The organism is Cupriavidus sp. SW-Y-13, assembly GCF_009793345.1.
Taxonomy (GTDB): domain Bacteria; phylum Pseudomonadota; class Gammaproteobacteria; order Burkholderiales; family Burkholderiaceae; genus Cupriavidus.
Genome location: NZ_WHLX01000001.1, coordinates 3,422,827 through 3,445,531, shown reverse-complemented (window position 1 = coordinate 3,445,531; position 22,705 = coordinate 3,422,827). Strand labels below are relative to the sequence as shown.

General features: G+C 64.0%; 14 protein-coding genes. 12 read left to right on the top strand and 2 right to left on the bottom strand.

Features of this window, described 5'->3' with window-relative positions; translation table 11 throughout:
- Positions 1–3 precede the first annotated feature (3 nt).
- The 12 genes from atpA (at position 4) to GA566_RS15405 (ending at position 20,427) form a co-directional block, all read left to right on the top strand.
- Positions 4–1,545, top strand: a complete 1,542-nt coding sequence (gene atpA / locus GA566_RS15460; protein WP_137926240.1) for a F0F1 ATP synthase subunit alpha — start codon at positions 4–6, stop codon at positions 1,543–1,545.
- A 71-nt stretch (positions 1,546–1,616) separates the two neighbouring features.
- Complete coding sequence (gene atpG, locus GA566_RS15455; protein ID WP_137926241.1) at positions 1,617–2,492, top strand: F0F1 ATP synthase subunit gamma; 876 nt, start codon at positions 1,617–1,619, stop codon at positions 2,490–2,492.
- 33 nt (positions 2,493–2,525) lie between these two features.
- The gene (gene atpD, locus GA566_RS15450) at positions 2,526–3,929 is read left to right on the top strand and encodes a F0F1 ATP synthase subunit beta (RefSeq protein WP_029051300.1); all 1,404 of its coding nucleotides are present in this window, start codon (positions 2,526–2,528) and stop codon (positions 3,927–3,929) included.
- Between the two features lie 120 nt (positions 3,930–4,049).
- Positions 4,050–4,466, top strand: coding sequence for a F0F1 ATP synthase subunit epsilon (locus tag GA566_RS15445; RefSeq protein WP_137926242.1), 417 nt, complete (start codon positions 4,050–4,052; stop codon positions 4,464–4,466).
- Positions 4,467–5,275: 809 nt separating this feature from the next.
- Entirely contained in the window at positions 5,276–6,232 is a 957-nt protein-coding gene (locus GA566_RS15440) for an alpha/beta hydrolase (RefSeq protein ID WP_137926243.1), read from the top strand.
- A gap of 99 nt (positions 6,233–6,331) precedes the next feature.
- Positions 6,332–7,426, top strand: coding sequence for a uroporphyrinogen decarboxylase (hemE, locus tag GA566_RS15435; RefSeq protein ID WP_160473132.1), 1,095 nt, complete (start codon positions 6,332–6,334; stop codon positions 7,424–7,426).
- A gap of 541 nt (positions 7,427–7,967) precedes the next feature.
- Positions 7,968–10,244, top strand: a complete 2,277-nt coding sequence (locus GA566_RS15430) for a primosomal protein N' (RefSeq protein ID WP_160473322.1) — start codon at positions 7,968–7,970, stop codon at positions 10,242–10,244.
- Positions 10,245–10,439: 195 nt separating this feature from the next.
- Entirely contained in the window at positions 10,440–14,399 is a 3,960-nt protein-coding gene (putA, locus tag GA566_RS15425; protein ID WP_160473131.1) for a trifunctional transcriptional regulator/proline dehydrogenase/L-glutamate gamma-semialdehyde dehydrogenase, read from the top strand.
- Positions 14,400–14,557: 158 nt separating this feature from the next.
- Positions 14,558–15,709 (top strand): branched-chain amino acid ABC transporter substrate-binding protein, encoded by a 1,152-nt coding sequence (locus tag GA566_RS15420; RefSeq protein WP_137928551.1) that lies wholly within the window; start codon positions 14,558–14,560, stop codon positions 15,707–15,709.
- 221 nt (positions 15,710–15,930) lie between these two features.
- Entirely contained in the window at positions 15,931–17,898 is a 1,968-nt protein-coding gene (locus GA566_RS15415; RefSeq protein ID WP_202126708.1) for a hypothetical protein, read from the top strand.
- Positions 17,899–18,088: 190 nt separating this feature from the next.
- Complete coding sequence (locus tag GA566_RS15410; protein WP_202126707.1) at positions 18,089–19,312, top strand: cation:proton antiporter; 1,224 nt, start codon at positions 18,089–18,091, stop codon at positions 19,310–19,312.
- Entirely contained in the window at positions 19,312–20,427 is a 1,116-nt protein-coding gene (locus GA566_RS15405) for a YbdK family carboxylate-amine ligase (protein WP_160473128.1), read from the top strand. The genes GA566_RS15410 and GA566_RS15405 overlap by 1 nt, the downstream gene beginning before the upstream one ends.
- Positions 20,428–20,445: 18 nt before the next feature.
- On the opposite strand, the gene GA566_RS15400 is transcribed toward GA566_RS15405, so the two are convergent.
- Positions 20,446–21,192: an MBL fold metallo-hydrolase gene (locus GA566_RS15400; RefSeq protein ID WP_160473127.1), complete on the bottom strand. Its 747-nt coding sequence runs from the start codon at positions 21,190–21,192 to the stop codon at positions 20,446–20,448.
- Positions 21,193–21,289: 97 nt separating this feature from the next.
- Entirely contained in the window at positions 21,290–22,666 is a 1,377-nt protein-coding gene (locus tag GA566_RS15395; RefSeq protein WP_137927968.1) for an L-serine ammonia-lyase, read from the bottom strand.
- Positions 22,667–22,705: the final 39 nt, after the last annotated feature.

Genomic DNA, 22,705 nt, shown 5'->3' with positions numbered 1-22,705 from the left:
GTGATGCAACTGAACCCCTCAGAAATCAGCGAGCTGATCAAGTCCCGCATCTCGGGTCTTGGCGCCGACGCTGAAGTGCGCAACACCGGTACGGTAATTTCCGTGACCGATGGTATCTGCCGCGTGCACGGCCTGTCTGGCGTGATGCAGGGCGAGATGCTGGAATTCCCGGGTAACACCTTTGGCCTGGCACTGAACCTCGAGCGTGACTCGGTGGGTGCCGTGGTGCTGGGTGATTACGAACACATTTCGGAAGGCGATACGGTCAAGTGCACCGGCCGCATTCTGGAAGTGCCGGTTGGCAAGGAACTGCTGGGCCGCGTGGTCAACACGCTGGGCCAGCCGATCGACGGCAAGGGCCCGATCAACGCCAAGGAAACGGACGTGATCGAGAAGGTGGCACCGGGCGTGATCGCACGTCAGTCGGTGAGCCAACCGGTCCAGACCGGCCTGAAGTCGATCGACGCGATGGTGCCCATCGGCCGTGGCCAGCGCGAGCTGATCATTGGCGACCGCCAGACCGGCAAGACCGCCGTGGCCGTCGACGCCATCATCAACCAGAAGGGCAAGGGCGTCTTCTGCGTGTACGTGGCAATCGGCCAGAAGGCTTCGACGATCTCGAACGTGGTGCGCAAGCTCGAAGAGCTGGGCGCCATGGAATACACGATCGTCGTGGCCGCATCGGCTTCGGACTCGGCCGCCATGCAGTACCTGGCTGCCTACGCCGGCTGCACGATGGGCGAATACTTCCGCGACCGCGGTGAAGACGCACTGATCGTCTATGACGATCTGACCAAGCAGGCATGGGCCTACCGTCAGGTGTCGCTGCTGCTGCGCCGCCCGCCGGGCCGCGAAGCCTACCCTGGCGACGTGTTCTACCTGCACTCGCGTCTGCTCGAGCGTGCTGCCCGCGTGAACGAAGACTACGTGGCCAAGTTCACGAACGGCGCCGTCACCGGCAAGACCGGTTCGCTGACCGCGCTGCCCGTGATCGAAACGCAGGCTGGCGACGTGTCCGCCTTCGTGCCGACCAACGTGATCTCGATTACCGACGGTCAGATCTTCCTGGAAACCGACCTGTTCAACGCCGGTGTCCGCCCCGCTATCAACGCCGGTATTTCGGTGTCGCGCGTGGGTGGTGCAGCGCAGACCAAGGTCGTCAAGAAGCTGTCCGGCGGTATCCGTACCGACCTGGCCCAGTACCGTGAACTGGCTGCGTTCGCGCAGTTTGCCTCGGACCTGGACGATGCCACCCGCAAGCAGCTGGAGCGCGGCCGCCGCGTGACGGAACTGCTGAAGCAGCCGCAATACCAGCCGCTGCAAGTGTGGCAACTGGCCGCGTCGCTGTACGCCGCGAACAATGGCTTCCTCGACAACGTCGACGTGAAGGACATCCTGCCGTTCGAGAAGGGCCTGCACGACCACCTGAAGACCAAGTTCGCCGACCTCGTCAACCGCATCGAAGATACCAAGGATCTGTCGAAGGACGACGAAGCCGCCCTGCGTGCCGCGATCGAGGATTTCAGGAAGTCCGCCGCGTTCTAACCGCGTGATTCCATGCGCTGCGCCGCCGCTGCCGCAAGGCAGCGGGCGCGGCATGAATGGAGAGGAAAGATATGGCCGGAACGAAAGAGATTCGAACCAAGATCAAGAGCGTGCAGAACACGCGAAAGATCACCAAGGCGATGGAGATGGTCGCCGCATCCAAAATGCGCAAGGCGCAGGAACGGATGCGTAACGCCCGCCCTTACGCTGAAAAAGTGCGCAATATCGCAGCGCACCTTTCCGCTGCCAACCCCGAGTTCAAGCACCCGTTCATGGTGGCGCGCGATGTGAAGCGCGTCGGCATGATCGTGGTGACGACCGACAAGGGTCTGTGCGGCGGCATGAACACGAACGTGCTGCGAGCTGTGACCAACGAACTGAAGGACCTGCAGGGCCGGGGCGTGGACGTGCAAGCGACCGCCATCGGTACCAAGGGCATGCAGTTCCTGGGTCGCATCGGCGCCAAGGTGGTCTCGAACGTGACGCAGCTCGGTGACACCCCGCACCTGGAAAAGCTGATCGGCGCGATCAAGGTCCAGCTGGATGCCTTCACCAACGGCGAAGTCGATGCGGTGTACCTGGCCTATACCAGGTTCATCAACACGATGAAGCAGGAGCCGATGGTCGAGCAACTGCTGCCCCTGGCGGCAGACAAGCTGAGCCAGACCGAAGATGAGAAGCGCGCCTACTCGTGGGATTACATCTACGAGCCCGACGCCCAGACGGTTGTGGAAGAGTTGCTCGTCCGCTACGTCGAAGCGCTGGTGTACCAGGCCGTGGCCGAGAACATGGCGTCGGAACAATCCGCGCGCATGGTGGCCATGAAGGCGGCATCCGACAATGCCAAGAACGTGATTGGCGAACTGCAACTGGTCTACAACAAGACCCGTCAGGCAGCGATCACGAAGGAACTGTCGGAAATCGTCAGCGGCGCGGCAGCGGTCTAAGGCGTCAAGTATTCAAGCTATCGGAGATACGAAATGAGTATCGGAAATATTGTGCAGTGCATTGGCGCCGTGGTGGACATCGAGTTCCCGCGTGACGCAATGCCGAAGGTGTACGACGCACTCGTGCTCGAAGAGGGCAACGACAAGTCGTTCGCCGAGAAGGGTCTGACCTTCGAAGTGCAGCAGCAACTGGGCGACGGCGTGGTGCGTACCATTGCCCTGGGTTCCTCGGACGGCCTGCGCCGTGGCATGTCGGTGAAGAGCACCGGCGCCCCCATCTCCGTGCCGGTTGGCCACGGTACGCTGGGCCGCATCATGGACGTGCTGGGTCGCCCGATCGACGAAGCCGGTCCGATCGCCGCTGACGAAAAGCGCGCGATTCACCAGAAGGCACCGAAGTTCGACGAACTGTCGCCTTCGGTTGACCTGCTGGAAACGGGCATCAAGGTGATCGACCTGGTGTGCCCGTTTGCAAAGGGCGGCAAGGTGGGCCTGTTCGGTGGCGCCGGCGTCGGCAAGACCGTGAACATGATGGAGCTCATCAACAACATCGCCAAGCAGCACAGCGGTTTGTCGGTGTTTGCCGGCGTGGGCGAGCGTACCCGTGAAGGGAACGACTTCTACCACGAAATGAAGGACTCGAACGTGCTCGACAAGGTGGCCATGGTGTTCGGCCAGATGAACGAGCCGCCGGGCAACCGTCTGCGCGTGGCGCTGACCGGCCTGACCATGGCCGAGCGCTTCCGCGACGAAGGCCGCGACATCCTGTTCTTCGTCGACAACATCTACCGCTACACGCTGGCCGGTACGGAAGTGTCGGCACTGCTGGGCCGTATGCCTTCGGCCGTGGGCTACCAGCCTACGTTGGCTGAAGAAATGGGCAAGCTGCAGGAACGGATCACGTCGACCAAGACGGGTTCGATCACGTCGATTCAGGCCGTGTACGTGCCTGCGGATGACTTGACCGATCCGTCGCCGGCTACCACCTTCCTGCACCTGGACTCGACCGTCGTGCTGTCGCGTGACATCGCCGCGCTGGGTATCTACCCCGCCGTCGATCCGCTCGATTCGACCTCGCGCCAGCTGGATCCGCAAGTCGTGGGTACGGAACACTACGAAGTGGCCCGCCGCGTCCAGCAGACCCTGCAGCGCTACAAGGAACTGCGCGACATTATCGCGATTCTGGGCATGGACGAACTGTCGCCGGAAGACAAGCTCGCCGTGTCGCGTGCGCGTAAGATCCAGCGTTTCCTGTCGCAGCCGTTCCACGTGGCCGAAGTGTTCACGGGTTCGCCGGGCAAGTACGTGCCGCTGAAGGAAACCATCCGTGGTTTCAAGATGCTGGTGGATGGCGAGTGCGATCACCTGCCCGAGCAGGCGTTCTACATGGTTGGCTCGATCGACGAAGCCTTCGAAAAGGCCAAGAAGCTTCAGTAAGCGAGGTCTTTCGCCTTCACCGGCCGGGGTGGCATCGCCGAAAGGCAGCCACCCGGGCTGAAGGCGAATCACCGCTTCCTGTTTGCGGGAAGCAAACGCCTTCTGGAGAAAGGATCATATATGGCAACCATTCTTGTAGACGTCGTCAGCGCGGAGTCGTCGATCTTTTCCGGTCAGGCGAAGTTCGTTGCGCTGCCGGGCGAGTCGGGTGAACTCGGTATTCTGCCGGGCCACACGCCGCTGATCACGCGTATCCAACCCGGTGCGGTTCGCATCGAGAAGGAAGACGGCAGCGAGGAATTCGTGTTCGTTGCCGGCGGCATTCTGGAAGTCCAGCCTCAGCACGTGACCGTGCTGGCCGACACCGCCATCCGCGGTGGCGATCTGGACGAAGCCAAGGCCCAGGAAGCGAAGCGCGCTGCCGAGGAGCTGATGCAGAACCAGAGCAGCGATCTCGACCTGGCTCGTGCGCAAAGCGAACTGGCCGTGGCCGCCGCACAGCTGGCTGCAATCGCCCGCCTGCGTCGTAAGAAGTAAGCATTACCTGACTGACGCCGCGTCGTTGTTTTTTGAGCGTGGTCAGTAAAAAAGGCAGCCAGTTGGCTGCCTTTTTTTAAGTGCGCGCGCTATATTTTCGAGCCAGGACGGCAAAAAAAAGCGCGCGGGCCGGGGAGGCACCGCGCGGACGGGAAAATCCCTTCGAGGGGTCAATTCGAAGGAACGGGTTCGGTCCAGGAGTTTTACTTACAAGCGCAGCGGAACTTTCGTCTCCGCATGATCGGCGAGTTTCCCACTCTGGAATCTCAAGCCTCGCGCTGCCAGCTTTCCTGGTTGTCCGGATCAGCCACTTCTGAGAAGAGGCTGGTCTGGATAATTCGGGTTACTGCTAGGCTTTCTTCTACACCCCTTATTATTCAAGAGCTTAGCGGCGGGGGTGCCTCACACCAAGCGCTGGTCTGTCAATGCATTGTGGGGGAAACTTCTGGGCATGGCAGTAACAAAATGTATCGGTTTGCAAGAAGTTGAAAGCTGGCTGCGATATTTCCCGGCGTTTTAAACACTTTTGCGCAAATTTGAAACCGTTTTCATCACCTGAGCGGCGCCTTCCTTCTAGGGGGAATGTAAATACATTTTGGGGCTAGTGTACTGAATGCATTACGTTTTTTAGGCCCGTGCTTAATTGGCATCCCTCCTTGGTAGGGTGGCTGCCATTTCACCGCCAACGCTCTGTGCGATGCCGCATTCAGCGTTACGATTCGAAACGGTTCGTATTGCCGTTTTCCGAAGCGGTGGAGCCGCCGCAACTGCCGCTACACTGACGATCCTTCGTTATTCCCGATTTTCCCATGGCCATCGATCCCCAATTGCAGGCGTACTACCTTCGCATGGCTGAACGGTATGCGGGACAACCTCTTGCGGCGGATGCCGTGGCGCGTCGTGCGCGCTTCGAGGAGGTGGCGGCGCTGTCCATCCTGCCAGATCCGGAAGACATGCAAGTCAGCAACCTGGAGATCCCGGTCGACGGCGCGGCGCTGCCTGTCCGCATATTTCGACCCGCGGCCAGCGCCCCGGCACGCCTGATTGTCTATTTCCATGGGGGAGGCTGGGTGGTTGGCTCGCCGGTGACCCATCACACGGTTGCCGCCTTGCTGGCCACCGATACGGGGTGCATCGTGGCGAGTGTCGATTACCGCCTGGCGCCCGAGTATGCGTTTCCGACACCATGCGACGACGCCGTGGCCGCCGTGCGATGGCTCGCGGCACAACGCGAAGCACTCGGCGCGACGCCAGACTTTCTGGCCGTCGCCGGCGATAGCGCCGGTGGTCATCTGGCCGCCGCGGCGGCGCGTGTCGTCAACGAGGAGGCCGGTGCGCCAGTGGTGAACGCCCAGTTGCTGATCTATCCGGTGGCCGCGCCTGTGCTGACGACGGAAAGCTACCGCGCCTTTGCCGAAGGGCCGGGCCTGACGCGCGACGAGATGTCATGGTTCTGGACCCAGTACATCGGTGACGCCGCGTTGGCGCGGGGACCGGAACAGTCCGATCCGCGCATTCATTTGATGGCTTCGCCACCTGCCCAGTTGCCGCCAGCCACTGTGGTGATGGTCGCCGCCAACGACGTGCTGCGCGACGATGGCCTGGCCTACGCGGATTTCCTGGTGCGTCATGACGCACCGGTGACCACGATCGAGGCGAGCGGCATGACGCATGGCTTTGCGCGTCTGCAGCCGGAGGCGCCGCGTGCTCGCGAGTGGATGCGGCGCGCGGCGCAGGCATTCGTCGGCACCTTCGACGAACTCTGAGTCTGCTGCACCGAGCCCGTCGGACATGACGGGCATCACGGCCCCAGCCGTGGGAAGACCGCTGCGTTCCCGTAGAATGGCGGTCTTACGAGGATGACCATGACCGCATTGCAGAACGATACCTTCCTGCGCGCATTGCGCCGGCAGCCCACCGAACACACACCGCTGTGGCTGATGCGCCAGGCGGGCCGCTACCTGCCTGAATATAATGCCACGCGCGCGCGCGCAGGCAGTTTCCTGGGACTCGCCAAGAATCCGGCATATGCGACCGAGGTGACGCTGCAGCCGTTGGACCGGTATCCGCTGGACGCGGCCATTCTGTTCTCCGACATCCTGACCGTCCCGGACGCGATGGGCCTCGGCCTGTCCTTCGCTCAGGGCGAAGGCCCGCGTTTTGCACATCCGCTGCGTACCGAAGCCGATGTGGCGAAGCTGGCCGTGCCGGATATGTCGTCACTGCAATACGTGTTCGATGCAGTCAGCGAGATCCGCCGCGCGCTTGTGCAGGACGGTCGCCAGCGCGTGCCGCTGATCGGTTTCTCGGGCAGCCCATGGACCCTGGCCTGCTACATGGTGGAAGGCGGAGGCTCCGACGATTTCCGCACTGTGAAGGCCATGATGTATGGCCGGCCAGACTTGATGCATCGCATCCTGGAAATCAATGCCCAGGCTGTTTCCGCCTACCTGAACGCGCAGATCGAAGCCGGCGCGCAGGCCGTGATGGTGTTCGATACCTGGGGCGGTGCGCTGGCCGACGGCATGTACCAGACGTTCTCGCTGGCCTATATGCGTCGGGTGCTGCAGGGCCTGAAGCGCGAGCACAACGGCGAGCAGATTCCCGTGATCGTCTTTACCAAGGGCGGCGGTATCTGGCTGGGGCAGATCGCTGATATCGGCCCGGACGCCATCGGCCTGGACTGGACCGTCAACCTGACGCAGGCTCGCCAGCGCACCGGTAACCGTGTGGCGCTCCAGGGCAACATCGATCCGACCGTCCTCTTTGCCCCGGAAGCGGCGATTCGCGAACAGGTGCGCAACGTACTCGACAGCTTCGCGGCAGGTGGTGGTAGCGATGGCCACGTCTTCAACCTGGGACACGGTATTTCGCAGTTCACGCCGCCTGAGAACGTTTCGATCCTCGTCGATGAGGTCCACGCTCACAGCCGCAAACTGCGCGCTACGCGGTCAGCCTGATTCTCTGTGCAGTCAGTTTCCCCGCGTCGCAACGATGTGATGGGTAAAATCCCATTTGTGGCGCAGGCGGCGCTAAAGGCGGGCTGTCAAGTAAACTATTTTGATTTTTATCGCCAAAAAGGTGCCAGGGGCTTGTTGTCAAGGCTTGACTTATGCACACCGATAGGTTTGCGGCGCTGCACGAGCGGGTAAGTCCTTAACTCACTTGGGGGAGGTTTGCAAGCCCTTGATTTATAAGGCTTTGAATCTTCTCCAAACGGGCTGGCCGGAGCGATGGAACCCTTGCCGTACGCGCCTTAGCGGGTGGTCGGCGCGACTTTTCAACAAAGTTATCCACAGGCATTTTCTGGCAGCGGCAAAACCTTCCATGGATCATCGACTTAGGGTCACATTTCAAGTTTTACTTTAAGTTGATGTTGCGCCGCACACAGACTTCCTCCAACGTAAAGCTCTCGACTGGCATGCACCGGATTCGCGCCATCGCCATGCACCAGTCGGGAGGGTGCGTGTGATCAGCCCCAACTCGCCAGGCACGGTAACTGTGGCGGATACCTTACAGACAACTGCTCCCACGTTGTCGTATCCCCGAATCGTCCGCGTGGCACTCGATACGCCGGCCGATGACTGCTTCGACTATCTCTCCGATGGCGCGGCCGCACCCGGGGAGCTGGTGGTCGTGCCGTTTGGCAAGCGCATGGTGGTGGGCGTCGCCGTTGCACTCGCAGACGATTCGGATGTGCCTTCGGACAAGCTCCGGCCCATTACGCAGCGAATCGGCTGGCTGCCCCCGCTCAACGACGAGTGGCTCGCCCTGGCCCGGTTCGCCGCGCGCTACTACCACCGTTGTCTGGGCGAGGTGATGCTGCCATCGCTGCCGCCGTCGCTGCGCGACGCGGAGACGTGGGAGCGGCTTGGCGTGCGCGCCCAGACCGTGCAGTACCGGCTGCGGCCCGGCTGTGCCGACGCGTTGCGTGAGGCCGCTCCCACTCGCGCCCGCACCGTGCGTGCCCTGGCTGAACTGCTGATCGCCGCGCAGGAATGGGTACGCCTGCCCGATGCGAGGGAAATCTGCACGGCGGCACCGGCGCGCTTGGCTGAATGGGAGGCCGCAGGCTGGGTCGAGTGCGCGCACGCGCCGCAGATCCTGCTGGAGACGCGTGCAGACCTTGCGCCATCGCCTGCGCCGGCACTCCATGACGAGCAGCGCCGGGCGGTGGATGCCATCGCGGCTGCCGCGGGCTTCGCGGCCTTCCTGCTGCACGGTGTGACCGGCAGCGGCAAGACCGAGGTGTATCTGCACGCGATGGCGGATCGGCTCGCAGCGGACCCCTCGGCGCAGGTGCTAATGCTGGTCCCCGAAATCAACCTCACGCCACAGCTGCAATCCCGGATCGCCGAGCGCTTTCCGGACTTGCCGCTGGCCGTGCTTCACAGCGGCCTCGCCGATCAGGAGCGCAGCCTCCAATGGCTGGCGGCGCACCGGGGTGAGGCGCGCATCGTGCTGGGCACCCGGATGGCGGTGATGGCGTCGATGCCGAACCTCAAGCTGATCGTTGTCGACGAAGAGCACGATACGTCCTACAAGCAGCAGGAAGGGTTGCGCTACTCGGCGCGCGACCTCGCGGTCTGGCGGGCGAACCAGCTCAAGGTGCCGATCGTGCTGGGGTCGGCTACGCCTTCGATGGAATCCTGGCAGCGTGCCGAGCAGGGCGCGTATCGCAAGCTGGTGTTGCGCGAACGCGCCCAGACCGATGCCGCGTTGCCGACCGTTCGGCTGATCGATCTGAATCACGAGCGTCAGCGTCAGCGCGAACTGTTCGAGGGGCTGTCGGTGCCGTTGCTCGATGCGATCCAGCATCGGCTCGATCGCGGCCAGCAGAGCCTGCTGTTCCTCAACCGGCGAGGTTATGCACCGGTGCTGGCCTGCGATAGCTGCGGCTGGCTGTCGGGTTGCCCGCGCTGCTCGGCGTACCTGGTGCTGCATCGACCGGAACGGCGGCTGCGCTGCCACCACTGCGGGTTGGAGTCGCCGGTGCCACACCATTGCCCGGACTGCGGCAATGTCGATGTGGCGCCGCTCGGGCGTGGTACGCAGCGAATCGAGGAAGCGTTATCCACACGTTTTCCACAGGCTCGCATCGCGCGCATCGATGCCGATTCCACGCGCAAGAAGGGCAGCGCGCAGGCCATGTTCGATGAGGTTCATGCGGGCGAAGTCGATATCCTCGTCGGCACCCAGATGGTGGCCAAGGGCCACGACTTCCAGCGCGTGACGCTGGTCGGCGTGGTCCACCCCGACGCCGCCATGTTCAGTCACGACTTCCGCGCGGCCGAGCATCTGTTTGCGTCCTTGATGCAGGTGGCCGGACGGGCGGGCAGGGCGGGGCTGGGCGGCGAAGTGATGATCCAGACGCGTTATCCGGACGCCCCCGCATTGCAGGCCCTGGCGCGCCATGACTATGATGGATTCGCAGCCAGCCAGTTGCGCGAGCGCCGGCAGGCCGGGTTGCCCCCGTTCGCCTACCAGGCGCTCATCACGGCGGAACACGGCGAGCTGGAACGTGCGTTGACCTTCCTGAAAGCCGCGCGGGACCATGCCGATGCATGCCCGATGGCGCCCGAGGTGCAACTCCATGACCCGGTGCCGATGTCGATGGTGCGCATCTTCAACAAGGAGCGTGCCCAGATGCTGGTCGAAGCCGGATCGCGCCCCGTGCTGCAACGGTTTTTGAGTGAGTGGCTGCCCACTTTTCAGGAGGTGGGTGCGCAAGTGAAGGGCGTGCGCTGGCAGTTGGAAATCGATCCGTTGAGGATCTGAGGCCGGCCTTGCGAGGTCTGTCATGTTGCGTGGGTGCAACCTTTTCCAGGCGGGACGAACTAGGTGGTTGCACTAGGTTGCACCTCGTAATTCTACGAGAGTAAGATCGCGCCAATCGGCAGGCTGGCGCGTTACGCCCATGCGTATCGCCACGGCCGCCACCGCCTTCTTAAGATCCGCTGGAGAACTGCCCGCATGGCCACCACCACCCTCGGCGTGAAGCTCGACGATGCTTCGCGTGAACGCCTGAAACGCGTTGCCCAATCGATCGACCGTACCCCCCACTGGCTGATCAAGCAGGCCATCTTCACGTATCTGGAGCAGATCGAGCGCGGCCATCTGCCGCACGAAGGCGCCAACGGCACGTCGCATGACACGGATGGTGATGCTGGCGATGTGGCGCAGGGCGAGGCCATGGCCCAGCCGTTCCTGGAATTTGCGCAGAGCATCCAGCCGCAGTCGGTGTTGCGCGCGGCGATTACGTCTGCGTATCGCCGTCCGGAAACCGAATGCGTGCCGGTGCTGCTGGAGCAGGCCCGCCTGCCGAAGGCCGAGGCCGACGCCGCCATCAAGATGGCGCGTACGCTGGCGCAGAAGCTGCGCGAGCAAAAGGTGGGTACGGGCCGTGAGGGTCTGGTGCAGGGCCTGATCCAGGAGTTCTCGTTGTCGTCGCAGGAAGGCGTAGCGTTGATGTGCCTGGCCGAGGCACTGCTGCGCATCCCCGACAAGGCCACGCGCGACGCTCTGATTCGCGACAAGATCAGCGGCGCGAACTGGCAGTCGCACCTGGGCCAAAGCCCGTCGCTGTTCGTGAACGCCGCCACCTGGGGCCTGCTGCTGACTGGCCGGCTGGTGGCCACGCACACCGAAGCCGGATTGTCGAAGGCGCTGACGCGCATCATCGGCAAGGGCGGCGAGCCGCTGATCCGCAAGGGCGTGGACATGGCCATGCGCCTGATGGGCGAGCAGTTCGTGACTGGCGAGACGATTTCCGAGGCGCTGGCCAACGCGCGCAAGTATGAGGCCGAAGGCTTCCGTTATTCGTACGACATGCTTGGCGAGGCTGCGATGACCGAGGCCGACGCGCAGCGCTACCTGGCATCGTACGAGCAGGCCATCCACGCAATCGGCCAGGCGTCGCGCGGCCGGGGCATCTATGAAGGCCCGGGCATCTCGATCAAGCTGTCGGCGCTGCATCCGCGCTACAGCCGCGCGCAGCACGAGCGCGTGATTTCCGAACTGTATGGCCGCCTGAAAAGCCTGACGCTGCTGGCCCGCCAGTACGACATCGGCATCAATATCGACGCCGAAGAAGCTGACCGCCTGGAAATCTCGCTCGATTTGCTGGAGCGCCTGTGCTTCGAACCGGAACTGGCCGGTTGGAACGGTATCGGCTTCGTGGTGCAGGGTTACCAGAAACGCTGCCCGTTCGTGATCGATTTCCTGATCGACCTGGCACGCCGCAGCCGCCACCGCCTGATGATCCGTCTGGTGAAGGGCGCGTACTGGGACAGCGAGATCAAGCGCGCCCAGGTGGATGGGCTGGAAGGCTACCCGGTCTACACGCGCAAGGTGTACACGGACGTGGCCTACGTGGCATGCGCCCGCAAGCTGCTGTCGGTGCCGGACGCAATCTATCCGCAGTTCGCCACGCACAACGCGCATACGTTGTCGGCCATCTACCAGATCGCCGGTCAGAGCTACTACCCCGGCCAGTATGAATTCCAGTGCCTGCATGGCATGGGCGAGCCGCTGTACGACCAGATCGTCGGCCCGAAGTCGGACGGCAAGTTCAACCGTCCGTGCCGCATCTACGCACCGGTTGGCACCCATGAAACGCTGCTGGCGTACCTGGTGCGCCGCCTGCTGGAGAACGGCGCGAACACGTCGTTCGTGAACCGCATCGCCGATGAATCCATCCCGCTGGACGAACTGGTGGCCGATCCGGTGACCGTGGTCGAATCGATGCACAAGACGGAAGGTACGCTGGGCCTCTCGCACCCGCGCATCCCGCATCCGCGTGAACTGTATGGCGACGCGCGCGCCAATTCGGCGGGCATCGATCTGTCGAACGAGCATCGCCTGGCCTCGCTGTCGTCGGCGCTGCTGGCCGGTGCCAGTGAAGTCCATCGTGCCGAACCGCTGCTCGGTGCCGACATCCCGCGCGGCGACGCCAAGCTCGACCCCGTGCTGAACCCGGCCGACCACCGCGACGTGGTGGGCCACACCAGCGAAGCCACGCCGTTCGAAGTGGAGGCCGCGCTGGCTGCCGCCGTGAATGTGGCACCGATCTGGCAGGCCACGCCGCCGGAGGTGCGCGCCGCTGCGCTGGAGCGCGCCGCCGACCTGATGGAAGCCCAGATGCAGCAGTTGATGGGCGTCATCATGCGCGAGGCCGGCAAGACGTTCTCGAACGCCATCGCCGAAGTCCGCGAAGCGGTCGACTTCCTGCGCTACTACGCGGTGCAGGTGCGCGAGACGTTCTCGAACGACACGCACCGCCCGCTCGGCCCCGTGGTCTGTATCAGCCCGTGGAACTTCCCGCTGGCGATCTTCACGGGTCAGGTTGCTGCCGCACTGGCTGCCGGCAACCCGGTGCTGGCCAAGCCGGCCGAACAGACCCCGCTGATCGCCGCCGCTGCTGTGCGTCTGCTGCGCGAAGCCGGTGTGCCGGCTGGTGCCGTGCAACTGCTGCCGGGCCGTGGCGAGACCGTGGGCGCTGCGCTCGTGGGTGATGCGCGCGTGAAGGGCGTGATGTTCACCGGCTCCACCGAAGTGGCACGCCTGCTGCAACGTAATGTTGCGGGTCGCCTCGATGCGGCGGGCCGTCCGATTCCGCTAATCGCCGAAACGGGCGGCCAGAACGCGATGATCGTGGACTCCTCGGCCCTGGCCGAACAGGTGGTGGGCGACGTCGTGAACTCGGCCTTCGACTCGGCAGGCCAGCGCTGCTCGGCGCTGCGCGTGCTGTGCCTGCAGGAAGACGTGGCCGACCGCATCCTGGAAATGCTCAAGGGCGCCATGGGCGAACTGACGCTGGCCAACCCGGATCGTCTGTCCACCGACGTGGGTCCGGTGATCGACGAGGAGGCGCGCGGCAACATCGTGCGTCACGTAGAAGCCATGCGCGCCAAGGGCCGCCGCGTGCATCAGGCAGATCCGAACGCCGTGCAGTCCGCCGCCTGCCGTAACGGTACGTTCGTGCCGCCGACGCTGATCGAACTCGACTCGATCGAGGAACTGAAGCGCGAGGTCTTCGGCCCGGTGCTGCACGTGGTGCGCTACCCGCGCGCCGCGCTGAATACGATGATCGACCAGATCAACAACACCGGCTATGGCCTGACGCTCGGCATCCACACCCGGATCGACGAGACCATCGCGCATATCGTGGACCGTGCGCATGTCGGTAATCTCTATGTGAACCGCAATATCGTCGGCGCCGTGGTGGGTGTGCAGCCGTTTGGCGGCGAAGGCTTGTCCGGCACGGGTCCGAAGGCTGGCGGCCCGCTGTACCTGCATCGCCTGCTGTCGGTCTGCCCGCAGGATGCCGTGGTGCGCGTGGTTCGCGCATCGGACGTAGCCGAGGCCGCGCAGGCTGCGCCGGTATCGACCGAGCTGGCCGCACTGAAGGGCTGGGCGCAAGGCAGCCTGCCCGAAGTCGCCGCCGCCTGCGACCAGTTCGCTGCCGCTTCGGCATCGGGTATCTCGGCCACGCTGCCGGGCCCCACGGGCGAGCGCAATACGTACTCGCTGCTGCCGCGCGAGCGCGTGCTGTGCCTGGCGCAGACGGAGTCGGACCTGGCGCTGCAACTCGGCGCTGTGCTGGCGGTTGGCGCCCAGGCGTTGTGGGTTGACACACCGGTTGCAAAGTCGCTGTTGGCACGGCTGCCGGCCGCAGTACAATCGCGCGTCCGTATGGTTTCCGACTGGAAATCGTCGGACACCGACTTCGACGCGGTGCTGCATCACGGCGATTCCGACCAGTTGCGCACCGTCTGTGAACAGGTCGCTACGCGTCCGGGTCCGATTGTCGGCGTCCAGGGCCTGGCCCAGGGTGAACCGAATATCGCGCTCGAGCGTTTGTTGATCGAACGTTCGCTGTCCGTCAATACGGCGGCTGCGGGCGGCAATGCAAGCTTGATGACGATCGGCTGAGGCACGTCCTCTTCCGGTTTCACATCAGAGGCGTGCGGCGAGGGCCGGTGATCCCGACCTTGCTGCGCCACTTAGAATGGAACGGTGCTGCCAACGCCGTTCCGACATATGCCGACAACGGCACCATATGGCACCCGTTTGGGACCCAAGGAGAACTGATGAGCTCGACATTCCGCAAGACGGCCATGACCGTCGCCATGGCCGTTGCCGGCCTGACTGCCGCTTCGGCTGCTTTTGCCCAGGCCCAGGAAATCAAACTGGGCTACGCCGGTCCGCTGACCGGCGGCCAGGCCCAATACGGCAAGGACATGCAGAACGGCATCGTCCTGGCGATCGATGACATGAATGCCACCAAGCCCAAGATCGGCGGCAAGGAAGTCAAGTTCGTGCTGATCTCCGAGGACGACCAGGCCGATCCGAAGACCGGTTCGGTGGTGGCGCAGAAGCTGGTGGACGCCGGCATCCAGGGCATGCTCGGCCACTTCAATTCGGGCACCAGCATCCCGGCGTCGATGGTCTACAACCGTGCAGGCATTCCGCAGATCGCCATGGCCACGGCACCCGAATACACCCGCCAGGGCTTCAAGACCACGTTCCGCATGATGACGTCCGACACCCAGCAGGGTTCGGTGATCGGCGCATACGTGGTGAAGAAGCTGGGCGCCAAGAACATCGCCATCGTCGACGACCGCACGGCCTACGGCCAGGGTCTGGCTGACGAGTTCGAGAAGGCCGCCAAGGCCGCCGGCGGCAAGATCGTGCGCCGCGAGTTCACGAACGACAAGGCCGTGGACTTCAAGGCTGTGCTGACCAACATCAAGCGCAGCAACCCGGACATCATCTTCTACGGCGGTGCCGAAACCCAATCGGCCCCGATGGCCAAGCAGGTCAAGGAACTGGGCATGAAGGCCCCGCTGGTCTCGGGCGAAATGTCCAAGACCGACAACTTCCTGAAGCTGGCCGGCAACGCCGCCGATGGCACCGTGGTGTCGCTGGCCGGCCTGCCGCTGGAACAGATGCCGGGCGGCGCTGCGTACGAGAAGAAGTACGAGAAGCGCTTCGGCTCGAAGGTCCAGACGTACTCGCCGTACGCCTATGACGGCGCCACCGCGCTGATGACCGCCATGATCAAGGCCGGCTCCGCCGACCCGACGCGCTACCTGCCCGTGCTGGCCGCTACCAGCATGCAGGGCGTGACCACCAAGACGCTGGCCTACGATGCACGCGGCGACCTGAAGGACGGCGGCATCACCGTCTACAAGGTGCAAGGCGGCAAGTGGACCGTGCTGGAAACCGTGGGCGGCAAGTAATCGCCGCTCGCCGAGTAGCTTTTAGCATTACGCGCGCCGGACGGCTTTCCTACGGCTGGCGCGTGGCAGAACTGACGCCACCCGGGCAGATGCCCGCGGTGGCGTTTTTTGTTGGGGAGCGGCTTTTTCTTTCGGTCAACCCCGATCAACCCCCAATCTCCCCCTCTCCTCCCCGAAGCAGGTCACGCCAATAGCGCATAATTCCGCTTTGCTGATTTCTGATGAAGGAGCGGACCTTGCAGGATGTCCGTTACGACCACGCCATCGCGCTGGCAAATGCCGGGCGCCATGACGAAGCTGTACAGGTAGCCGACCAGCTCTGGGCGGCGCATCCCGAAGTTGTGGACTATGCCGCGCTGCGCGCGCAGATCCAGTCGGATCGTGGCGATGTGGCGGCGGCGTTGGCCGCGCTCGACGAGGCCATGACGCGGCTGCCCGAGCTCTCGCTGGCGCCGATGCATCGCTGGGCCTCGCGCGGGGCGCTGGCGCATATGTATGGCACGTTGCTGATGCGTGAAGGGCGCGACACCGAGGCGCAGCCGTGGCTGCACGAGGCCGCGCGCCGCAACGGGCTGGCCACGGGCGAGTGGGCTGCGCATTTCTATGCGGGCTTTGTCGCGTTTCGCCTCAACGATTTCGCGCTGGCGGGCCGCTACTGGCACGACCTGCTGTATCGCTCGCCCGATCTCGGGGCTGGCGATATCCTGCCGCTGGTGCAGGACTATGTCGCGCGCAGCGATGCCGCGCAGCAACTTGGGGAGCCGCTGCTGCGGATCTGCCTGGGCCGGATCGCACTGGATTCCCCGGAGCTGCTCGATCTGACGCCAGCGCAGGGCGATGCCCTGGCCGCGGCCCAGGCCGAAACGGTGCTGGCCGCCGAGCCCGATCATCCCGAAGCACGCCGGTTGCGCGCGCCGTTGCGGCTGGGCGTGGACCCGGCGGCGGCACTCGATGACCTGGATACGTACCTGCGTCAGCGTCCGGACCCGCTCGCGCAGGTGCGCGCGCTGACGTGGCGGCACCAGTCGCAAGCCAAGGCAAGTGCCAGCACCCCGGCGCAGCCCGCCTGGACTGGCTTTGCCATGACGGCCGATGCCGACGATGGTGCCATGTACTTCCACGCGGCTGCGGCGCTCGGCGCGTTCATCGACGAGGTGCCTGCGTCACAGGCCGTGCTGAAGCCGATGCTGGAGGCCGCGTGCCGCAAGGGACTGGGCTGTTTCGAGGCATATTTCGAGACGGGCGAGGGCGATGCGCAGGGCCATGGCGGCAACGCCGATCCTCACCTGTATTCCCTGCTGTGCCGCCTGCTGGCGCGCACGCTGCCGGCCGATGCGACGCATCTGGAAGAAAAGGTGTCGCTGCACCAGAAGGGCATGGCGGCCAGCGACTTCATCGACCACTGGATCGACATGCTCGACGCCTACGCGGCGGCGGGCGAGCACCAGAAGGTGGTGGATCTGGCCGGTGAAGTGATGAATCGTCATCCGGTGGAGCGCAACCCTGCGGACGTGAGTTGGGCGTTCAGCCGGCTCGTGGCCGCGTGGGCGGCACTGGGCGGGCGTGAAGCCACGGAATCGGCCAATGCCGCGCTGACCCATATGGATGCCCGTCTCGATGCGCTGCCCGTCGAGGCACGCAGCGAAGGGGCGCACGCCATGGCCCATGCCCGCGCGCACTACGGCGCGTTGCTGGCCAAGGGTATGGCGGGGATGGACGAACACGACCGTGCCGATGCACTGGCCGAACTCGAAGCGCTCCAGCGCCGCTCGCTACTGGTGGAAGACGGCTGGCTCTATGGCCGCTTTGGCCAGATCTGGCGCGACCTCGGCGACAACGAGCGCGCCTTGCCATTGATCGAACAGGCCGTAGCACTTGGGGCTGGCAATGCCCAGGCAGAAGCGCAGGCGCGGGTACAGCGTGCCAGACTCCTCGTGGAACTGGACCGGAAGGCGGAGGCCCTGACGGATTTCCAGATGGCGTTTGCTGCGCGTGACGACTGGGATGCCGACGCGTGGCTGCTGGCCGTGCAGGCGGCCGTGGCGCAGGGCCACCGCGAGACGGCACTGGAGTGGTTCGAAAAGGCCAAGGCGGCGGGGGCTGGCGTGGGCACCACGCGTGGGCTCTTCGGCAAGACCGAGGCGGCGCTGAAATCCACCCGGCCGAAGTGGAAGGTATGGGGGCTGTAACGCGGGGCGGGAGGGTCGCGTGGCATCCCACTAGGTGACCCACCGCACAAGACAATTCTCAATTTGAAAGACCTACAAAAGCGCGATCGATGAAGATCGCGCTTTTTGTTTGTGGAAGATGGGTTTTATCGGCAAGATGGGAAAAGTGTCGGACAAGCACTGACACTTTGAAACGTGTCCTTCCATTACCATGACGCGCATGAATCGACTGAGCCAACTTTTCCCCTCGCTGCCGCTGGCGCCGGGCGGCCTGTTCTGGGTAGGTCTCGCACTCGTTGGTGCGGGGCTGGCCGGAGAGGTCTGCCGCCGCTGGCTGGGCATTCCGCGCATCGTCGGATACGCCATGGTCGGGCTGTTTGCCGGCATGCTTGGCCGCAGCATCGTGGACGACAACATGATCGCCCAGACCCGGGTACTGATCGATATGGCGCTGGCACTGGCGCTGTTCGAACTCGGCCACCGGCTGTCGCTGTCATGGCTGCGCGCCAACCGCTGGTTGCTGTTCACGAGCGCCGCCGAAAGCCTGCTGACGTGGGGCCTCGTCGCCACCGTGCTGCAATGGCTGGGCGCGTCGCCCGGCGTTGCGATCCTGGCCGGTGGTATCGCGGTCAGCACCTCGCCGACCATCGTGCTGCAACTCAAGAACGAACTGCGCGCCGAAGGGCAGGTGACCGAGCGGCTGATGGCCATGGCCGCGCTGAACTCGATCTACGCGGCGGCCATTGTGCAGGTGGCGACGGGCTGGCTGCATTCGGAGTACGGCAACCTGGGCGCTGCGCTGCTGCATCCGCTGTACCTGCTGGTGGGCTCGTGCCTGCTGGCATGGGTAGTTGGCAAGGTGGGGCATGCCATCTACGCGCGGATGTCTTCCGACGATCACTACAGTTTCCTGGTGTTGGTAGGGCTGGTGCTGTTCACGCTGGCGCTGACGCGCGTGCTCAAGCTTTCGATGCCGCTCACGCTGATGCTTGCCGGCGTGGTCTTCAAGCACCAGGACCGCCAGCCGCACGTCTGGCCCACGCACTTCGGTAGCGCGGGCAGCCTCCTGATCATCGTGATGGTGGTATCGCTGGGCCTGCCGCTGACGGCGCAGGACTGGATCATCGGCGGGACGATGGCCGTGGCGCTGGTTGTGCTGCGTCACGTGGCGAAGCTGGTTGGCGTGGTATCACTGGGTTCGTTTTCGGGGCTGAGCCTGCGGCAGGCCATGGCGCTGGGCCTTGCGCTGGCGCCGATGTCGGGGCTGGCCTATCTTCTGATGAGCGACATTGCCCGCCTGTATCCGGGCACCGGCGTGCCGCTCGCATCGATCATCCTTTGCGCGCTCGCCATCGAGCAGGTGCTGGGCCCGATCATCGCGGCGTGGGCGCTGCGTTACGCGGGCGAGGCAAGGGACAATGGAGGAGGGCGCTGATGTCGCTCGAACCGTTCAAGCATTCCGAGCCGCTGACCTTTGGCGTGGAGCTGGAGCTCCAGCTCGTCAATCGCCATGACTATGATCTGGCGCCATTCGCACCGGACCTGCTTCGGGCACTCAAGGGCGCGCAGCATGCGGGGGACATCAAGCCCGAGATCAGTCCGTCAATGATCGAGATGAGCACGGGCATTTGCCACAGCTACGCGCAGGCGCTGGAAGAGCTGACGGTCATGCGCGACCTGATGATCAATGCGTCGCGCGGCCTTAACCTCGGCATCTGCGGCGGCGGCACGCATCCGTTCCAGGTGTGGTCCGAGCGCACCATCTCGGACTCCCCGCGCTATCAGTACATCTCGGAGCTATATGGCTATCTGGCCAAGCAGTTCACGGTGTTCGGGCAGCACGTGCACATCGGCTGCCCGAGTGCGGACGAATCGCTGTTCCTGCTCCATGCCATCGGGCGGTATGTGCCGCACTTCATTGCGCTGGCGGCGTCGTCGCCTTATGTGCAGGGGGTCGATACTGGATTTGCATCCGCTCGATTGAATTCTGTTGCCGCGTTTCCGATGAGCGGTCGGGCGCCGCACGTGTTGACGTGGGATGGCTTCGAAGCCTACTTCAACAAGATGCGCGCGACGGGCGTGATCGAGAGCATGAAGGACTTCTATTGGGATATCCGTCCCAAGCCGGAGTTCGGCACGATCGAAGTGCGCGTCATGGATACGCCCCTCACCGTGCAGCGCGCGTGCGATATCGCCGCGTACATCCAGGCGCTTGCGCGATATCTGCTGCTGTCGCGTCCGTTCATGCCGCAGGAAGACGATTACCTCGTCTACACCTTCAACCGTTTTCAGGCGTGCCGCTTCGGGATGGAAGGCGAATACGTGCATCCGAACGAACTGACGCGGATGCCGATTGCAGACCACATCCTGTCGATCTGCGATGCGCTGGAGCCGCATGCGGAGGCACTCGGTTCGTTGCAGGCGCTATCGAACATCCGCGCACTGGCCGCTTCACGCGACAACGATGCGCATTCGGTACGCGTGATCAACGACGAAGCCCACAGCCTGCGCGATACCGTACGGCATACGTGCGAGCGGTGGGAATCGTAAGTCGCGCAGTCTGATGCGTCAGGCGCCGTGCGGCACGCTTGTGCCGTCGCGGCCGGCCACGAGTCCGAGTTGCTGGTTGGCAGGCACCGCGATATCGATCAGCTTCGGTCGCGGTAGATTCAGTTCACGCATCATGGCGATGAACTCCTCGCGCGATCGGCCCGCGATGCGGCTGTTGCTCGCGCGTTCCTGACCGATCGTGGATGCCGTGCGGCCCTTGTAGTCATGCGCGGGATAGACCTGCGTATCGTCGGGCAGGCGGAAGAGTTTCTGTGTCAGGCTGTCGAACAAGGTGCCTGCATCGCCCGACTGGAAATCCGTGCGCCCGCAGCCGTCGATCAACAAGGCATCGCCGGTAAAGATCCGGCGCACCACGCCATCGGCCGTCGTTTCTTCCCACAGGTAACTCATGCTGCCAGCCGTGTGTCCCGGCGTATGGATCGCGCGCAACACCTGACTGCCGAACGAAATGGAGTCGCCATCGATCAATTGCTTGCTGGCGGGCTTGATGTCGCAACCGGACGGCGCTGCGGTGCTGGCGCCGGTCAGCGCGGCCAGTTGCCCGGCGGACGTGATGTGATCGGCATGCGCGTGGGTCTCGATGATCCAGACTACCTTGGCGCCGGTGTCTTTCAGCACGGCAAGGTCGCGCCCGGACTGACAATCTACCGGATCGATCAGGACCGCCTCATGCGTGGCGGCATCGATCAGCAGATAGGTGAAGGTGCAGGAGACGTCGTCGAACAACTGGTGAAAGGTCTGCATGGCCGCTTTCTTTTGGAGACTGATGTTATTGGCAAATCTTGTCGGCAACCCGAAAGTGCTTCCATCATATACGGCGGCCTGCCATTCACTATGATCGTCAGCATTCGACGATATTCACCGCCAGCCCGCCGCGCGCCGTTTCCTTGTACTTCGTTTTCATGTCTGCGCCGGTCTCGCGCATCGTCTTGATGACCGAGTCGAGCGACACATAGTGTGTGCCATCGCCCCGCAGCGCCATGCGCGCGGCGTTCACGGCCTTGACCGACGCCATCGCGTTGCGTTCGATGCACGGGATCTGCACCAGTCCGCCCACGGGATCGCACGTCAATCCGAGGTTGTGCTCCATGCCGATCTCGGCGGCGTTCTCCACCTGTTCCGGTGTGCCGCCAAGTACCGCAGCCAGCGCACCGGCCGCCATCGAGCACGCTACGCCAACCTCGCCCTGGCAGCCTACTTCCGCACCGGAGATCGACGCATTGAGCTTGTAGAGCAGGCCGATGGCGCCAGCGGTCAGCAGGAAATCCACCGCGCCCTGAGGACTCGCGCCGGGTACGAAGCGATCGTAGTAGTGCAGCACGGCAGGGATGATGCCAGCCGCACCGTTGGTGGGCGCTGTGACTACGCGACCACCCGCCGCGTTTTCCTCGTTGACGGCCATCGCGTAGAGGTTGACCCAATCCATGACGGTGAGCGGATCGGACAACGTACGCTCCGCGCGCAACGTCAGGTTGCGATACAACTCGGGCGCACGCCGCTTCACCTTGAACGGACCGGGCAGTTCGCCCTCGGTGCGGCAACCGCGCGCCACGCATTGCTGCATGACGTCCCAGATATGCAGCAGGCCATCGGTGACCTCGGTGTGCGAGCGCCACGTCAGTTCGTTCTCCAGCATGAGTTGTGCGATGGACTTGCCGCTCGCATGCGCCATCTCGAGCATCGCCTTGCCGCTGCGGAACGGATGCGGCAACTGATTCTCCGCAGTCTGCAACTGCGTATTGGGTGCGCCGGCCGTGACGACAAAGCCACCGCCCACTGACAGGTAGCGCGCTTCACGTAGCGGGTTGCCCTCGGCATCGTAGGCGTGGAACTTCATGCCGTTCGGATGCTCGGCCATCGCTTCGCGTCGATAGAACACGATGTGCTCGCGTTCCACGAACGGTACCGTGTGCTTGCCCAGCAGCGTCAGCAGCTTGCTGCGGCGCATCGCGGAGAGCTTCTCGTCGATGCCTTCGGGATCGACGGTATCGGGCGCCTCGCCCATGAGCCCGAGAATCACGCCCTTGTCGGTGCCGTGTCCCTTGCCGGTGGCGCCCAGCGAGCCATACAGTTCGGCACGCACGCTCGCTACTTGCGGCAACAACCCATCGCGCTCCAGACCATGCGCGAACATCAGCGCGGCGCGCATCGGTCCCACGGTGTGGGAACTCGACGGGCCGATGCCTACCTTGAACAGATCGAAAACACTGACTGCCACGGCTGACTCCAGATGCGAAGACGGCGCGCCGCCGGCACG

What these genes read in the sequence shown, in the direction of transcription:
- GA566_RS15440 (WP_137926243.1), top strand. Translation starts at nt 5,276, where the DNA reads ATGGCCATCGATCCCCAATTGCAGGCGTACTACCTTCGCATGGCTGAA.
- atpA (WP_137926240.1), top strand. Translation starts at nt 4, where the DNA reads ATGCAACTGAACCCCTCAGAAATCAGCGAGCTGATCAAGTCCCGCATC.
- GA566_RS15400 (WP_160473127.1), bottom strand. Translation starts at nt 21,192, where the DNA reads ATGCAGACCTTTCACCAGTTGTTCGACGACGTCTCCTGCACCTTCACC.
- hemE (WP_160473132.1), top strand. Translation starts at nt 6,332, where the DNA reads ATGACCGCATTGCAGAACGATACCTTCCTGCGCGCATTGCGCCGGCAG.
- GA566_RS15445 (WP_137926242.1), top strand. Translation starts at nt 4,050, where the DNA reads ATGGCAACCATTCTTGTAGACGTCGTCAGCGCGGAGTCGTCGATCTTT.
- atpD (WP_029051300.1), top strand. Translation starts at nt 2,526, where the DNA reads ATGAGTATCGGAAATATTGTGCAGTGCATTGGCGCCGTGGTGGACATC.
- atpG (WP_137926241.1), top strand. Translation starts at nt 1,617, where the DNA reads ATGGCCGGAACGAAAGAGATTCGAACCAAGATCAAGAGCGTGCAGAAC.
- putA (WP_160473131.1), top strand. Translation starts at nt 10,440, where the DNA reads ATGGCCACCACCACCCTCGGCGTGAAGCTCGACGATGCTTCGCGTGAA.
- GA566_RS15420 (WP_137928551.1), top strand. Translation starts at nt 14,558, where the DNA reads ATGAGCTCGACATTCCGCAAGACGGCCATGACCGTCGCCATGGCCGTT.
- GA566_RS15405 (WP_160473128.1), top strand. Translation starts at nt 19,312, where the DNA reads ATGTCGCTCGAACCGTTCAAGCATTCCGAGCCGCTGACCTTTGGCGTG.
- GA566_RS15410 (WP_202126707.1), top strand. Translation starts at nt 18,089, where the DNA reads ATGACGCGCATGAATCGACTGAGCCAACTTTTCCCCTCGCTGCCGCTG.
- GA566_RS15415 (WP_202126708.1), top strand. Translation starts at nt 15,931, where the DNA reads ATGAAGGAGCGGACCTTGCAGGATGTCCGTTACGACCACGCCATCGCG.